Source organism: Streptomyces sp. SBT349 (genome assembly GCF_001083795.1).
Taxonomy (GTDB): Bacteria; Actinomycetota; Actinomycetes; order Streptomycetales; family Streptomycetaceae; genus Streptomyces.
The window spans coordinates 1-15,415 of sequence record NZ_LAVK01000175.1 but is presented as its reverse complement, the minus strand read 5'-3'; the positions used below and the strand labels follow the sequence as shown (position 1 = coordinate 15,415).

Sequence of the window (15,415 nt, the reverse complement as noted above, 5' to 3'; positions counted from 1 at the left end):
ACGGGGGCGCGGCGCCGGCCAGGGGGCGGGGGCCCCCCGCCCAGCCCGCCGACCGCCCCGCCCCCGCCGAGCCGGTCGCACCATCCCGCCCTCGATCCCACCCTCGATCCCGCCCTCTTCGGACAAGGACCTTCCTCACCGGTCACCCCTACGCATGGATTGGGACAACGCTGATGTCTGACAGCCGGTCTCCGCGACTTCTGGCACCGCGGCTCATTCGCTTCGCGCCCGTCGCCCTCGGGCTCACGCTCGCGCTGACGCTCACCGCGTGCGGCGGTACGACACAGGACGACGCCGACGAGGGCGGCGGCGACGCCACCCGCGAGGCGGCCGCCAACCCGGACGGCGACTACGAGAGCGGGCTCGGCATCGCCATGCTCCCGAAGTCGGTGAACAACCCCTACTTCGAGGCGTCCAGCGCCGGCGCCGAGGCGGTGGTGGGCGAGCTCGACGGCGAGTACGAGTACACCGGGCCGACCGAGGCATCGGCCTCCTCGCAGCTCTCCTACCTCAACACCATCAGCCAGCAGGGCACCGATGTCGTGCTGCTGTCGGCCAACGACCCGAACGCCCTCTGCTCGTCGCTGGAGCAGGCCCGTGCGGCCGGCACCGCCGTCGTGACCTTCGACTCGGACGTGAACCCGGAGTGCCGCGACGCGTTCGTCTCCCAGGTCGACGGCGCGGAGGTCGGCCGCACGCTGATCGAGATGACCGCCGAGCAGATCGGCGGCGAGGGGCAGGTCGCCATCCTGTCCGCGACGGCGAACGCGACCAACCAGAACGCCTGGATCGACGTGATCGAGGACGAGCTGGCCAGCAACCCGGACTACGCGGACATCGAGCTGGTGAGCACCGTGTACGGGGACGACGAGGACGAGAAGTCGTTCCAGGAGACCCAGGGCCTGATGCAGGCCAACCCGGACCTGAAGGCCATCATCTCCCCGACCACCGTGGGCATCGCGGCCGCCGCCCGGTACATCTCGGGCTCGGAGTACCAGGGGCAGGTCGCGGTGACCGGCCTGGGCACGCCCAACCAGATGCGGGAGTTCGTCGAGGACGGCACCGTCACCGAGTTCGCGCTGTGGGACCCGACCGCGCTGGGCGAGCTGGCCGCCTACGCGGGTGCCGCCGTCGCTTCCGGCATCATCGCCGGTACCGAGGGCGAGACGTTCACCGCCGGTGAGTTGGGCGAGTACACCGTGGGCGCCGACGGCATCATCACGCTCGGGCCGCCGACCCGTTTCAACGCCGACAACATCGACGACTACGACTTCTGACCGAGGCCGCCCAGGTCTCCCCGCCGGCGCGCGGCCGCCCCGGCGGGGAGACCTGGGCGGTCGACCATCGAAAGAAGGCAGCACGGTCATGACACTCCCCACGGGCCCGACCGCGGAGGCTCACGCCGATCTCCACAACTTCTCGATCGAGCTGCCCTCCTGGGCCTTCGGGAACTCGGGGACCCGATTCAAGGTCTTCGCCCAGCCCGGGGTCCCGCGCGACCCCTTCGAGAAGATCGCCGACGCCGCCCAGGTCCACCGCTACACGGGCGCCGCCCCCCGGGTCTCGCTCCACATCCCGTGGGACCTCGTCGACGACTTCGGTGCGCTGGCCCGCTACGCGGAGGAGCACGGCGTCCGGATCGGGGCCATCAACAGCAACGTCTTCCAGGACGACGACTACAAGCTGGGCTCCCTGACCCACGCCGATCGGGCCGTCCGCGCCAAGGCCGTCCGGCACCACCTGCGGTGCCTCGACATCATGCGGGCCACCGGCTCGACCGACCTCAAGATCTGGTTGGCCGACGGGCTGAACTACCCGGGCCAGGACTCGCTGCGCGCCCGGCAGGAGCGGCTCGCCGAGTCGCTGGGCGAGATCTACGCCGCCCTGGATCCCGAGCACCGCCTGCTCCTCGAATACAAGTTCTTCGAACCGGCCTTCTACGCCACCGACATCCCCGACTGGGGCACCTCGCTCACCCACTGTCTCGCTCTGGGGGACCGGGCCGCCGTGGTGCTCGACACCGGTCACCACGCGCCCGGCACCAACATCGAGTTCATCGTGATGATGCTGCTACGGGCCGGTCGGCTGGGGGCGTTCGACTTCAATTCCCGCTTCTACGCGGACGACGACCTGATGGTCGGAGCGGCCGACCCCTTCCAGCTCTTCCGGATCCTGCACGAGATCGTCTCCCAGGACGCGCACAAGCCGTCGTCGGGCGTGAACTTCATGCTCGACCAGTGCCACAACATCGAGCCCAAGATCGCCGGACAGATCCGGTCGGTGCTCAACGTGCAGGAAGCGCTGGCCAAGGCCCTGCTGGTCGACGCCGACGAGCTGCGCACCGCGCAGCGGGCCGGCGACGTCCTGGGAGCCAACGCCGTGCTGATGGACGCCTTCGCCACCGACGTCCGCCCGCTCCTGGCGGATCTGCGCGAGGAACGGGGACTCGCCGCCGACCCGATGGCGGCCTTCGCGGACTCCGGCTACCTGGAACGCGTCGTGGACGCGCGCGTCGGCGGGAGCCAGGCCGGCTGGGACGCCTGACCGCGGCGCCCCCACCCCTCCCTCAGCCCTTGATCGCGCCGGATGTCATGCCGGCCACGATCTGCCGGTTGAAGAAGAGGAACATGATCAGCGGCGGGATCGTGATGATCAGGATGTCCATGAAGAGGAGGTTGTACTGCGTCTCGAACTGGCTCTGGAAGTTGAACAGGGTGAGCTGGACGGTGGCGTTCTCCTCGCCGGGGAGGAAGTAGAGCGGGTTCACGAAGTCGTTGAAGACGCCGACCGACTGGACGACGATCACGGTGACGGTGACCGGCCGCAGCAGCGGGAAGATCACGCGGAAGAACAGGCGGACCGGGCCCGCCCCGTCGATCACGGCGGACTCGTCCAGCTCGCGCGGGACGGTCGCGATGAACGCGCGGAACAGCAGGACGCAGAACGGCAGGTGGAAGGCGACCTCGACCAGGATGAGACCGAGGAGCGTCTTGAAGAGGCCGATCTCTTGCAGCACCCAGATGGTGGGGACCACGGCCGGGGGGATGATGAGCCCGGACAGCACCAGGAAGCTGATCGGTCCGGTGGTGCGCCCGGCGCGGCGTTGCAGGACGAACGCCACCATCGCGCCGAGGAAGACCATGAGGGAGACGCTGGCGACCGTCAGGACCACGCTGTTGATGAACGCGATGATCAGGATGTAGTCGCGGGCCTCGAAGACGGCCTGGACGTTCTCGACGATCTGCCAGTCGGTCGGCAGCGAGAACTCCAGCCGGGCGGCCTCCTGGTCGCCCTTGAACGCGGTCAGCAGGATGAAGACGAAGGGCACCAGGAAGACGACGGCGAAGGCCAGGGTCGCGAGGGCAGTGAGCCAGTAGTTGGGGCGGCGGGTCCTGACGGTTGGCTTCACGGTTCCGTTCACCGCTCCGTCTCCTTGCGGTTGAGGAACCAGAACAGCGGGACGACGATCGCCGACACCAGCAGGAACAGCACGACGTTGCCCGCCGTCGACAGGCCGTAGAAGCCGGCCTGGTACTGCTTGTAGATGACCGAGGCGATGACGTCCGAGGTGAACCCGGGGCCGCCGCCGGTCATGGCCCAGATGAGGTCGAACGAGCGCAGGCCGCCGATCAGGGACAGGATGATCACGGTGACCGTCGCCGGGCGGGCCAGGGGCAGGGTGATGTGCCGGAAGCGGGCGACCGGCCCGGCCCCGTCCACCTCGGCGGCCTCGTAGTACTCGCGCGGGATGGACACCACTCCCGCGATGAAGATCACGGTGGCCAGCCCGACGCCCTTCCACACGTCCACCAGCGCGACCGACAGCAACGCCCATGAGGGGTCGGTCAGCCAGGCCGGGCCGTCCACGCCGATCGTGGCCAGCGACTCGTTGATCAGACCCTCGGAGGGGTGCATCAGCACGGTGAAGGTGATGCCGACGCCGATGGTGCTGACGAGGACGGGGAAGAACACGACCGAGCGCAGGAAGCCACGCCCGACGATCTGGCTGGTGAGCAGCACCGCGAGCAGCAGGCCGAGCACGACCTTCAGGCCCGAGGTGACGACGGCGTAGATCAGGGTGTTGGTCAGGCCCTTCACCAGCGCCGGCTCGCGGAAGAACTGCTCGAAGTTGTCCAGGCCGATGAACTCCCAGTCGAAGAGGGTCCATCGGGTGAAGCTGAAGAAGAACGCCGCCAGGGTCGGCACGATGAACAGCGTCGCGTAGACGACGCCGGCCGGCAGGTAGAACCAGAAGGGATAGGAGCTCTTGCGGCGGGCGGCGCTCGCGGTGCGGGCCCGCCGCCCGCGCCCGGCCGGCGGCTGCTTCCGCCGCCGGCGGGCCTCGAAGGTCGTGGTCACCGGCCCCTCACCAGCCGTCGAGACCGAGCTGCTGGGCCTGCTTCTCCACGTCCTCGTCGTAGAGCTCCGCCCCGGACTGCGCGGAGCGGATGCCCGAGCCGACCTCGACGGCGATCTGCTCCAGGGCCGGGCCCTTCACCGGGGTGAGGAACTCCAGCGCGGGCGTCACGGCGTCGTCCTCGAAGTAGCTCTGCGTGTCGACGACCGCCTGGGGCACGTCCCCGGGCAGCTCGCAGCCCTCGACGGGGTAAGGCCCGGAGGGGGTCTGCGCCCTGGAGATGGACTCGCAGCCGGCCGGGCTGGCGATGAAGGCGAGGAACCGCTTGGACGCCTCCAGCTTCTCGCCCTCGGTCGTGGTCGGGATGTAGACCCCGCCGGGGCTCCATGCCGTCAGTCCGTTCATGGCGGCGTCCTCGCCGGGGAGCGCGAAGAAGCCCATGTCGTCCTCGGCCGCGGGCACGGCCTCCACCACCGGGGTGATCGCGTTGGTCAGCATCGGGTAGTGCGCGCCCTCTCCCTCGCCGATCATGCGCAGGCCGTCCTCATAGGTGGCCGAGGCGAAGTCCTCGTTCAGGTAGCCGGCGTCGTGGGTGTCCTGGAGATGCTGGAAGCCCCGGAGCGCGGCCGGAGTGGTGGCGTACTTCGCGTCGTTGGCGGTGTACCTTTCCGCGAAGCCCGGTTCCTCGGCTTCCACGTTGTGGAAGTCGGCGAGCACGAAGAGCTGCGAGGTCCAGGTGTCCTGGTAGGTCTGGATCACCGGGGCGATTCCCGCGTCGCTGATCGCCTCGTTGTTCGCCATGAACGCGTCCCAGGTCGTGGGCACCTCAAGACCGAGGTCGGCGTAGACCTGCCGGTTGTAGAGCACGCCGCCGCCCATGTTCGAGCCGAAGGGCGCGCCGTACACCTCGTCGTCGGCGGTGACCGTGGGAGCGAACAGGTCGTCCAGGCCCCCGGTCCAGCCCTCGTCGGTGAGCGGCACGAGATTCTGCCCCGGGTTGATCGCCTGGAACAGGGACCCGGTGTTGTACTGGAAGACGTCGGCCATGTCGCCCGTGGCGAGCCGCGTCTTGACCACGTTGTCGCCCTCGGCGCCGCCGGGCCGGGCCTCCACGGTGATCTCGACGTCCGGATTGGCCTCCATGAAGTCCTGCGCCAGTTGCTCGCCCACGGGGAGGCTGTCCGGGCCGGTCGGGACCAGGAAGGTGAGGGTCAGCTCGCCCTCGTCGCCGCTCGAACCGAGATCGCCCGCGCTACAGGCGGTCAGACTGAGCGTGAACGCCACCAGCGCGGCGAGCACCGGTGGACGGTGAGTGGTGATTCCGAACCTCATGGCGTCAACCTCCATGACTGAGGACAGCGTTGGCCGGTGTCGACGTGACGGTGCCCGGGGGAGCGCGGCGAGCTCTGCATCGCGGGGAGACGGAAGCCGCAGCAGCGATTGAAACGATTTAATCTCCGGAAGTGAGTCAAGATTGGCTCGGAGGTGGCTGCCGGTCAAGCGGCGCAACTGTAACGAAACGGTTAAGCCGATGCGTGTCCGCGCCGTCACGGCGCGGGAGGTGGTATAGAAAGCCCTTTCTCGTTCTCCGCGTCTCCATGGCCGCTGATCGCTCCCCGGGCGGCGGTCGGGGTGGGCGCGGATCGTCGCCCGGCCGCCCGGCGCGCCAGCCGAACCGGTCGCCGCGGGCCGCCCGTTCGGACTGCCCTTCCCGCGGGGGCGGAGGGGATGACCGCGCTTACCTCCTCAGGTGCGGGTGCGACGAACGGGTGCGCGACGGATTCGCGGGCCCTGCCCCCTCTCGCGCCGCGTATCGAGCGCGACGTCCCCCGCGTCGGCGTCCGGGTTCTGCCCTCCCGCCCGGCGCCCCGTCGTGGCCCGGGTCCTGTCGCCGGGCTTCGGCCGGGACGGCGGGCGAGGCCCGCCCGCCGCTGATCCTCACTTGAAACGTTCAATTCCTCGGGGGTACCAAAGTTGCTGCGGGAGGGGTTGGCCCTTTTCGGGGGCGGCGCTAGCTTTGTGCCCCGGATGTGAAACGTATCAATCTGGAGGGTGGGTTCGGCATGCTCACACCAGCGCTCGGGATCCTGAGTCGTCGGCAGGTGGTCGGGGCATTCGTGGCCGGAGGGGCGGGAGTCGTGCTTCCCCTGGCGGCCGGGGACACGGCGTCCGCGGGCTCCGGCCGTGCGGCGGTGGGGAATCTCCGGGTCGACGGCCGCGGGGACGAGCCGCTGGGGGTCGACGACACGGCCCCGAGGCTGAGTTGGCAGGTGACGAGCGCGCCCGCCGGCTGGATGCAGGGCGCCTACCGGATCCGTGCCGCGCGCAGCGTCCGGGAACTCGCCGAGGGCCCGTACCTGTGGGATTCCGGCACGGTGCGGTCGGCCGCGCAGAACGACATCCCGTGGGGCGGCGGCCCTCTCCGTTCCCGGCAGACGGTCGTGTGGCAGGTCAGGGCCTGGGACACGCGTGGCGACGTGACGCCCTGGAGCCGGCCCGCCTCCTGGGAGATGGGGCTCCTGGAGCGCGGTGACTGGGGGGCGGCCGAGTGGATCGAGCACCCCGGCCGGGGCGTCGAGGATCCGCTGCCCGTCTTCGCCCGGGGGTTCACGGTCGGTGGACGGCGCGGGGCGCGGGTCGTCCGGGCTCGGCTGTACCTCGCGGGCGTCGGTCTCCACGACGCCCGGCTGAACGGCGCGGCCGTGACCGACGAGGTGCTGGCGCCCGGCAATTCCAACTACCAGCTCTCCACCGAGTACCGCGCCTACGACGTGACCCGGCTCGTGCGCACCGGGTCCAACACCCTGGGGGTCGCGCTGGGGCATGGAACGGCCCTGGTCACGCGCTCGGTACCCAACGGCGAGACGGGCCGCACGGCTCCGTACAGCTGGTGGCAGAGCCAGTTCAAGGGGAGCGGAACGCTGGTCGCGCCGGCCGCCGCCGGAGAGAGCGTCGTCATGGTGAGCAGCGTGGCCGACTACCACGTCGGCGGCGCCATCAACATCGACACGGGAGACGGTGGCGACCGGCTCGAATCACGCGAGATCACGGCGATCGGCACCGCCGGAGCGGACGGCTCCGGCATCACCTTCGAGCCCCCGCTGGACCGGGCGCACCCGGAGGGCGCGTCGGTGACCGGTTCGGGGAACCCGATCGCGAGCACCGACCCGAGCGCCGGCGCCGCCGTGACGCCGCGGATGATCGCCCGGCTGGAGATCACGAGGGCCGACGGCTCGGTCGACGTCATCGTCAGCGACCGTTCCTGGAAGGCCGCGCTCGGCCCCTCCGTGACCGGCAACTGGTTCTCCGGGACCGATTACGACGCGCGGCGTGAGCAGGCCGGTTGGACCGATCCGGGCGCGGACCTGGGCGAGGCGGCGACGCGACGCGACGGATCCCCGGTGGGGTGGGTTCCGGCGGGTGTCGCCCCGCCGCCCAATCTGACGACGGAGCTCGTCTGGCGGGTGGGCGAGCCGGTGAAGGTGGTCGACCGTCTCCGGCCGGCGCGCGTCACGCAGCCCGAGCCGGGGGTGTGGGTCTTCGACTTCGGCCAGAACTTCGCGGGCTGGCCGGAGCTGACCGTCGACGGGTCCGTGCCCGCGGGCACGACCATCACGATGCGGCCCGCGGAGTCGCTGGCGGCCGACGGGACCGTGGACCAGAGCTCCCTCATGGGTGGCGGTGGCGGGCGCGGGACCGACGTCTTCGCCGCGTACACGACGCATGGCGACCCGGACGGCGAGAGCTGGCACCCGCGGTTCGACTATGTCGGCATGCAGTGGCTCCAGGTGACCGGACTCCCGGACGGGTACACCCCCACGGCCGACACGGTCACCGGGTTGCAACTGCACGCCGCGACCCCGGTGGCGGGCGAGGTGGAGACCTCCGACGAACGGATCAACCGCGTCCACCGCATGGCCCGTTACTCGATCATGAGCAACATGATGTCGACGTTCACCGACTGCCCCGGCCGGGAGAAGCTCGCCTACCCCGCCGACTACGTGCAGCCGTTCGCCTCGCTGTCCCGCAATTTCGGCTTCGACGCCTACCTGCGCACCATGCAGCGCCACCTGGTCGAGGGCCAGTCCCGGGCCGGGGACAACATCGGCAACGTCGCGCTCAAGGCCCCGGTCTACGACTGGGGCTACCTCGACAGGTTCGGGGACGAGATCAACTGGGGCAACGGCATCGTCCTGGTGCCCTGGCTGCTCCACGAGACCTACGGCGACACGCAGATGATGGAACGCTCCTTCCCGCGGATGCAGGCGTTCGTCAACTACATCAGGACACGGAAGGCCGGAACCGGCGCGGACGCGCACCTCGTCGACGCCGCGCTGGCGGACTGGGTCGCCGCCGACGACGGCACGTCGGGCCGCATCACCGGCACCTGGGGCTACCACCAGACCGTGGACCGGATGGCGAGGATGGCCGCCCTGCTCGGCCGCACCGCCGACGCCGAGGAGTACCGCGCCCTCGCCTCGGACATCAGGGACGCGTTCAACGCGGCGTTCTACAACCGGGCGCTGGGCCGCTACACGAGCGAGGGCGACCGCGGCACCGAGGGCGCCACGCAGGCCGCTCAGGCGCTGGCGCTCGACGAGGGACTCGTGCCCGAGGACGAGCGAGGCCGGGTCCTGGACTCCCTGGTCGAACTGGTCCACGCCTACCAGCCGTTCGGCGGCGGCCCGCACCTCAGCGGCGGAACGATCGGCCTCGCCCCCACGGTCCGGGCGCTGACGGACGGCGGGCGCGACGATGTCCTGTGGGACGTGCTCCAGGAGGACACGCGGCCCGGCTACGGCTTCCTCATGGCCCCGACCACGGCCAACCCGGACGGCCTGACGACCATCCCCGAGCAGTGGGACCTGGGCAACTCGAAGAACCACATGATCCTGCTCCAGATCGAGGAGTGGTTCCACCGGGGCCTGGCCGGCATCAGGCAGGAACGTGACTCGGTCGGCTACCGGAGCCTGGTGATCGACCCGCGCGTCGTCGGCGACCTCACCCACGTCAGCGGCGGCTACCGGACACCGCACGGCGAGGTCACGTCCGAGTGGACACGCCGGCGCGGCACGTTCCGGCTCGAAGTGCGGGTGCCGCCGAACAGCACGGCCGAGGTACGGGTGCCGGCGCACGGCGGAAGGCCACGGACGTCCTCCCCGGGAGCGGCCTTCCAACGCGTCGAAGGCGACCGCGCGATATACCGCGTCACCTCAGGGACTCATGTCTTCACCGCGGGCGAAGCGGCGTCCTGATCCACACCCGCACCCGCACCCGCCGATCGGCCCGGCAGAGGACCGTGGCCGCCGACACGTTGGTGGAGGGAGCACCGACACCGCTCCGGGCGCCCGGCCCCGGGCGGCGCATGCCCGAACTGCCGACGGACCCGACCGGTTTGCGGGTGCCCCGGCGCTCCGGGATGTCGCGGAGCGCCCGGGGCGGCGCGCTCCACGGTGCGCCACCGCGTTGCCCGCCGGCAGGTGGCCCCCTCGGCGCCCAGCCGCCGGAACACGCCCCCGACCGGGACGGGACGCGGCACCGGCCGCCGGGAGCGCGGCCCACGCCCGTGCCGGGACAACCGCGCAAGAACGTGATCATCGGCGGCGGAACGGACGGGATGGGCCGCGCGCCGCTCGCGCACGCCGACCACCCCGACCTGCCGTTCCTGCGCGCGGACCTGTCCCGCACCGCCGGGAGACGGCCGACGGGCTGGAGTACACCTTCGCCCTGTACTCCCTGAGCCGCTACCCGCTCGCCCATCGGCCGCGCCCGCTGCTGGACGCCGAGCCCACGCCGGTGATCATCGACGTGGCGGGGACCGGCGCCACCCGCAGGGGACCCGCAGCGGTGGCGCCGGTACGGCCAGGTGCGCGCCCAGCTCCAGGCCGGGCGCGCGAACGACCCGCTGGGCGTCGCGTTCGCCCGCCGGCCCGGCGACGCCGCCCGCCTCGCGGCCTACACCGAGGAGCCGACGCACTCGCCTTCGCGCGGGTCATGGCCCGCTTACGGATACCTCGGGTGTCTGCGTGGCGGTCGGGAGGAACGAGCAGGTGTCGAGGTACTGGGAGATGCCGGTGCTGTCGTACAGCGCCGGGCACAGGAACTCGTGGTAGCGGGTGTCCTCGTCGAGGAAGATCTTCAGCCACGGGATCCAGGTGCGCGCGAGGTGGGTGCTCGGCTGGCCGATGTAGTTGTGGTCGGCGCCGGCGATCTCGATGTACGCCTTCTCGGTGCCGGCCGGGATGGAGTTGTAGGCGTTGCGGTTCTGGCCCACCAGGCCGTCGTTCTGCATGGCGGAGACGAGAGTCGGGACCCCTTGGCCGGACAGGCTCCCCGGCCAGAACGGCGCGTTGCCGATCGCGGTGCGCAGCGAGGGCCGCTGGAGGGACGCGTGGAAGGCACCGCCACCGCCCATGGAGTGTCCGGCCACCGCCAGCCGGTCGGCGTCGACCCGGTCGCGAACCGGGCTTCGCTGGGTCAAATAGTCGAGTGCGGCCAGCAGTTGCGTGCCGCGGCTGGCCTGATCGTCATTGAGGGTGTTGGTGTCGATCCCGAACACCACGAAGCCCTGCGAGGCGAGCCTCGGGCCGAGCCAGGCGATACCGGGCCAGGTGCCGTTCCAGCCCGGGGAGATGGCGAGCCCGCCGAACGTGCCCTGGCTGGTGTCGGTCGGGTAGTAGATGACCCCGCCACCGAAGCCGTTCCCGCGAGGCACCTGGACCGACTCGATGGCGAAGGGTCCCATCGGGGCGGCGATGCCGGCGGGCGTCGGGTCGGGGCCGCGCTCGTGGTTCTGCGCGGCGGAGGCGGTGGGGGGAAACGCGGTTGCGGCAAGCACTCCGAGGACGATCGCGGTCTGGGCGAGGAACGTGCGTAAGCGCCCGGTGCGCGACCTTCGCTCGGCGAGCGCCGGACTGTCATGGTGTCGCATCTGCTGTCCTCCATGAATGGCAACGATGTCATGAATCGTTTCAGTGGCGGATGCTAGACGGCGATCATGAATCGGTCAACACGTCCACGCGCCGCGATCACCGGAGCGATCGCATGCGAGCCCCGCCGGGAACAGGCTCTGCGCGAGCCGGTTCCGGCGGGGCTGGGCCCGGCGCCGTGGGGCGGTTCGTGCCGCCGCCCCGTCCGGTACCGGATCGATCTCAGTCGGTATAGACCTCGGCCCGGTCCACACTCACGAACGCCGCCCCGGACGAGGGGTTGTGCTCGCCGGTGACGCGGATCTCCAGCGTGTGCGAGCCGTGCGGCAATCGCGGGCTGAGGTACTGGAGGGTCTCGCCGGTCCTGATGGGGCCGTAGAAGTCGACACGTTGTTCGGGGCCCCCGTCGACGCTGATCGCGGCGATGCCGTTGCCGGTGTCCTGCACGGAGAGCAGCGCGATCCTGGTGCCGGTGAAACGGAACGTCGCGGTGCTCCCCGCCTGATCGCTCCAGTGGTCGTCGCCCCAGAAGCACTGGGCCGCGCAGCCGGTGCCCGCGTTCCACGAACCCTGGTACGTGACCGAGCCGTCGGCACTGGACCGGCCGTCGTCGTTGATCCAGTGGTTGCCGGACCCGGGGTCGCCGGACGGCAGGTTCTGCGTCGCGCCCATCGCGAGCGGGGTGCCGAGATCCGGGCTGCCGTCGGCGTGCCAGCCGATCCGCTGGGCGCGGGTCGTGCGGTTGGTGTAGGTGTAGTCCGCAGTGGTCTTGGCGTGGTAGATGATCCAGTCCTCCGTGCCGTCCGGGGACTCGAAGAAGGAGTGGTGGCCGGGGCCGTAGACCCCCTGGGCGTCGTTCCGGGAGAAGACGGGCCCGGCGTGCTGGGTCCAGTTGCCCGGCACCAGCGGGTCGGCGCCGTCGGGGAGGGACATCATCCACACCTGGTAGTCGGGCTTGCCGGTGTCGCAGGTCGAGTACGTCATCCAGGTACGGCCGTTGCGGTTGAGGAACTGGGGGCCTTCGCGGACCTCGGGGCAGCCCCCGTCCCCGTCGAGCGCGACCGCGTCGCCGGAGACGGTGTAGGGGTTCGACATGGGCGCGATGTTCAGGCCGTTGTGCTGGTAGGCGTTGATGCCGCTGTAGGCCAGGTAGAGCTGCCCGTCGTGCTGGAGGATCCCGGGGTCGATGGCGAAGTCGTCGGTGTGGTTGGGCGGGGCGAGCTTCGCCTTGAAGTGGTAGGGCCCGGTCGGGTCATCGCCCTCCGACTCCAGGACGTACAGCCGGTGGTGCTCGTCCACGCCGTCGTCGGCCGTGTAGTACATGTACCAGCGGTCGTCGAAGCGGTAGAACTCGGACGCCCAGATGTGCTGGTTCCGCGAGGGGTCGGTGTCCGTCCACACGGTGACCGGGTCGGCGTCCAGCAGGGTGCTCAGCGAGGGCGAGCTCCACATCCTGATGCTGTCGCCCTGGGTGGTGGTGAGGTGGTACTCCCCGTTCGCATGGGTCATGAACGGGTCGGGGCCCGGGTTCAGCGGATTGCGGAAGGTTCCCGCGGCGGCGGGCATCGTGTCCCCGGCGGTGGCCTGCGGCACCCAGGCGAGTCCGACGAGCAGCGCGAACAACGCGGTCACCAGCGTGGTTCTCGATCCGGCACGCATCAGCGGCTCCCTTGGTCTCATCGCGTTCCGTTGACGCCGTGACAGCGTCGGCTGACGGTTGTCGTCCATGGCATCACGACACTTACATCGATGTACATATGCCCGACGCAGGAGCCGCCGGGCGCCGAAAGCAGATGCCGCCCGGCCCGGGTTCTGCCAGGCTGACCGGCCATGGCGGCCTACGAACTGTTGCTCATCGGTGGGGGCGCGGGCGTCGGGAAGACGACCGTCGCCTGGGAGGTGTCCGCGGCGTTGCGGAGGCGGGGGACGGCGCACTGCTTCATCGAGGGGGACTTCATGGACCAGATCCACCCCGCCCCCGAGGGCGACCCTCACCGCTCGGCGATCACGGAACGGAACATCGCCGCGGTCTGGTCGAACTACGCGGCTCTCGGGCAGCGTCGACTCGTCTACAGCAACACGGTGAGCATCCTCGACGAGGCGATGATCATCCGGGCCATGGGCGGTGACGAGGTGAGAGCCACCCGCGTCCTGCTCACGGCCGAGGACACCACCGTGAAGCAACGGCTCGCCCAGCGGGAGATCGGTTCGGAGCTGGACATCCACATCGAGCGCAGCCTGCACATGAGCAGACGTCTGGACGAGGAGGCTCCGGCGGGCACGGTCCGGATCCCGACGGACGGCCGGTCGGTGCGGGACATCGCCCTGCACGTGGTCGGGGCGACCACCTGGTGAACCCGGGACCGCGAGCCCGGAGGGGCCGCGGGCGCCGGAGCCGGGTGGGGGAAGCCATGTGGATCAGGTGACCACGGCGACGCGGGCGGCGGGGAATACTTGACGCGTTCGCCCACGCTGGGGGTGGCGTGCGCCCGCAGGCCGCGGCGCACGACCCTCACGACTCTGTAAAGGTGTCCCTATGTCTTTACTCCTTGACCCCGCCGCCCAGGACCTCCTCTTTCGCGAAGCCCGCACCGCGAACACCTTCACCGACGAGCCGGTGACGGAAGAGCAGATCAGGGACGTCTACGACCTGGTCAAGTACGCGCCCACCTCGATGAACATGCAGCCGCTGCGCGTCGTGCTGGTCCGCTCGGCCGAGGCCCGGGAACGGCTGGTCCAGCACATGTCCCCGGGCAACCAGAAGAAGACCTCCACCGCCCCGCTGACCGCGGTGCTCGCCGCGGACCTGGAGTTCCACGAGGAACTGCCGACCCAGTTCCCCCACTTCCCGGGGGCCAAGGACGCCTACGCCGACCCCACGTACCGCGAGAACTCGGCGCTGCTCAACGCGGCGATCCAGGTCGGGTACGTCATTCTCGGCATCCGGGCGGCGGGCCTGGCCGCCGGCCCGATGACCGGCTTCGACGCCGCGGCCGTCACCAAGGAGTTCTTCGACGAGGCCCACAAGGTCCTGGTCGTGGTCAACATCGGCAAGCCGGGCCCGGATGCCTGGATGGCGCGCAACCCGCGCCTCGGCTACGACGAGGTCATCACCACCGTCTGACCGGCGGGGGCCAGCGGTCCGCGCGCCTGGGAAAGGGCGCCGCGGGCCGCTTCCCGTTTCTCCCGGGGGTCAGGGCGTCAGGGGTCAGGGTCGCTGGGTCAGCCGAGGCCGGGCTCGGCCGGGAGGTCCAGGCGCCGTTTGTAGTAGGCCCAGGGCGAGTCGAAGTCCGAGGGGACGATCGCCTCCCAGCCCTGCTCGTCGATCCGGCGCCGCCGGCGCCGCGTCGGCCACCACAGCCGCTGGTGCTCCCACTGGTGGGGCGACGACTCGACGAGGTGGTGGAGGTAGCCGTAGTCGACGGCGTGCCACCCCCGGCGGCCCGCCTCCGCCAGGGCCTCCATCTCGTTGAAGGCGTGGAGCGGGGAGAGGACTCGGCGGTGCGGAGCGGGGGACTCCTGCCCCACGTCCGCCGTCGCCGTCGCCGTTGCCCTGGCCGCGGTCGCCGCCGTCGCTCCGAAGCGCTGCTGCGCGGCCTGACGGCTGATGCCCAGCTGGTGGCCGATGGCCTCCCAGCTGTGTCCGGCGGCGCGGGCTCCGTTGATCGACTGGCGCAGCAGCCGACTGGTCTCCTCGGCGGCGATCCGCGACACGGCGACCATGGCCAGAGGGGCCGCGGGGTCGCTGCCGAGGCTTCCGCGGCTCCCCGGGCGGACGGCCAGCACCGCTTCCGCGATGGCCTCGCGCAGGTCGGTCACCTCCCGCTCGGTCAGGCGGTCGCCATGCGCGCCGCTCACGGCCGGTTCTCGCCGTTCGTGGCGGGTGGGAGCGGCGGGAGGGGCTCCAACTCGTCCAGCCTGGCCGCGTCGTCCCCGGCGTGCCGCTGCGCCTGAGTCCACCGGGCGGCCAACACGACCCCCACGACGAACGTCGTCAGCGAGACCACGACGAAGAGGAGCAGGAACAGATGGCTGTCCGACAGGAGCTGCGCCACGGTCAGCGCCCCGGTCAGGGCGAGAAGCGACGAGAGCCAGGCCAGGCCGGGGGCCGGGCGGAAGGAGCGGAAGG

Annotated in this window: 13 protein-coding genes; 6 read left to right on the top strand and 7 right to left on the bottom strand. The window is 70.7% G+C overall.

Features of this window, described 5'->3' with window-relative positions; translation table 11 throughout:
• Window positions 1–173 precede the first annotated feature (173 nt).
• The gene (gene rhaS, locus ADY01_RS21010) at window positions 174–1,277 is read left to right on the top strand and encodes a rhamnose ABC transporter substrate-binding protein (RefSeq protein ID WP_049575844.1); all 1,104 of its coding nucleotides are present in this window, start codon (window positions 174–176) and stop codon (window positions 1,275–1,277) included.
• A gap of 88 nt (window positions 1,278–1,365) precedes the next feature.
• Window positions 1,366–2,544, top strand: coding sequence for an L-rhamnose isomerase (gene rhaI, locus ADY01_RS21005; RefSeq protein ID WP_049575841.1), 1,179 nt, complete (start codon window positions 1,366–1,368; stop codon window positions 2,542–2,544).
• A gap of 22 nt (window positions 2,545–2,566) precedes the next feature.
• On the opposite strand, the gene ADY01_RS21000 is transcribed toward rhaI, so the two are convergent.
• From ADY01_RS21000 to ADY01_RS20990, 3 genes are read right to left on the bottom strand one after another with little or no spacing between them, the layout of a single operon-like run.
• On the bottom strand, window positions 2,567–3,421 hold the full coding sequence (locus ADY01_RS21000) for a carbohydrate ABC transporter permease (protein ID WP_234320337.1): 855 nt from the start codon (window positions 3,419–3,421) through the stop codon (window positions 2,567–2,569).
• A complete protein-coding gene (locus ADY01_RS20995; protein WP_049575837.1) occupies window positions 3,418–4,359 on the bottom strand; it encodes a carbohydrate ABC transporter permease in 942 nt (313 codons plus the stop codon). Before ADY01_RS20995 ends, ADY01_RS21000 begins: the two co-directional genes overlap by 4 nt.
• 7 nt (window positions 4,360–4,366) lie before the next feature.
• Entirely contained in the window at window positions 4,367–5,689 is a 1,323-nt protein-coding gene (locus tag ADY01_RS20990) for an ABC transporter substrate-binding protein (protein ID WP_049575834.1), read from the bottom strand.
• Between the two features lie 731 nt (window positions 5,690–6,420).
• Here ADY01_RS20990 and ADY01_RS20985 point away from each other — a divergent pair.
• Together ADY01_RS20985 and ADY01_RS40730 are read left to right on the top strand one after the other, a co-directional pair.
• Window positions 6,421–9,612 carry an alpha-L-rhamnosidase gene (locus tag ADY01_RS20985; RefSeq protein ID WP_049575831.1) on the top strand — a complete coding sequence of 1,064 codons (3,192 nt, stop codon included), beginning with the start codon at window positions 6,421–6,423 and terminating at the stop codon, window positions 9,610–9,612.
• 311 nt (window positions 9,613–9,923) lie between these two features.
• Window positions 9,924–10,097, top strand: coding sequence for a hypothetical protein (locus ADY01_RS40730; protein ID WP_234320336.1), 174 nt, complete (start codon window positions 9,924–9,926; stop codon window positions 10,095–10,097).
• 252 nt (window positions 10,098–10,349) lie between these two features.
• Here ADY01_RS40730 and ADY01_RS20980 read toward each other — a convergent pair whose 3' ends face one another.
• Window positions 10,350–11,288: a dienelactone hydrolase family protein gene (locus tag ADY01_RS20980; protein WP_199826276.1), complete on the bottom strand. Its 939-nt coding sequence runs from the start codon at window positions 11,286–11,288 to the stop codon at window positions 10,350–10,352.
• A gap of 220 nt (window positions 11,289–11,508) precedes the next feature.
• The gene (locus ADY01_RS20975) at window positions 11,509–12,945 is read right to left on the bottom strand and encodes a family 43 glycosylhydrolase (RefSeq protein ID WP_049575828.1); all 1,437 of its coding nucleotides are present in this window, start codon (window positions 12,943–12,945) and stop codon (window positions 11,509–11,511) included.
• Window positions 12,946–13,116: 171 nt separating this feature from the next.
• On the opposite strand from ADY01_RS20975, the gene ADY01_RS20970 reads away from it, so the two are divergent.
• Both ADY01_RS20970 and ADY01_RS20965 read left to right on the top strand, forming a co-directional pair.
• Window positions 13,117–13,641 (top strand): hypothetical protein, encoded by a 525-nt coding sequence (locus ADY01_RS20970; protein WP_049575827.1) that lies wholly within the window; start codon window positions 13,117–13,119, stop codon window positions 13,639–13,641.
• A gap of 181 nt (window positions 13,642–13,822) precedes the next feature.
• Window positions 13,823–14,410, top strand: coding sequence for a malonic semialdehyde reductase (locus tag ADY01_RS20965; protein ID WP_049575823.1), 588 nt, complete (start codon window positions 13,823–13,825; stop codon window positions 14,408–14,410).
• Between the two features lie 98 nt (window positions 14,411–14,508).
• Here ADY01_RS20965 and ADY01_RS20960 read toward each other — a convergent pair whose 3' ends face one another.
• Complete coding sequence (locus tag ADY01_RS20960; RefSeq protein WP_049575820.1) at window positions 14,509–15,144, bottom strand: hypothetical protein; 636 nt, start codon at window positions 15,142–15,144, stop codon at window positions 14,509–14,511.
• Window positions 15,141–15,415 (bottom strand): hypothetical protein (locus ADY01_RS20955; RefSeq protein ID WP_049575817.1); only part of this gene is annotated, 275 nt, incomplete at its 5' end. The genes ADY01_RS20960 and ADY01_RS20955, both read right to left, overlap by 4 nt.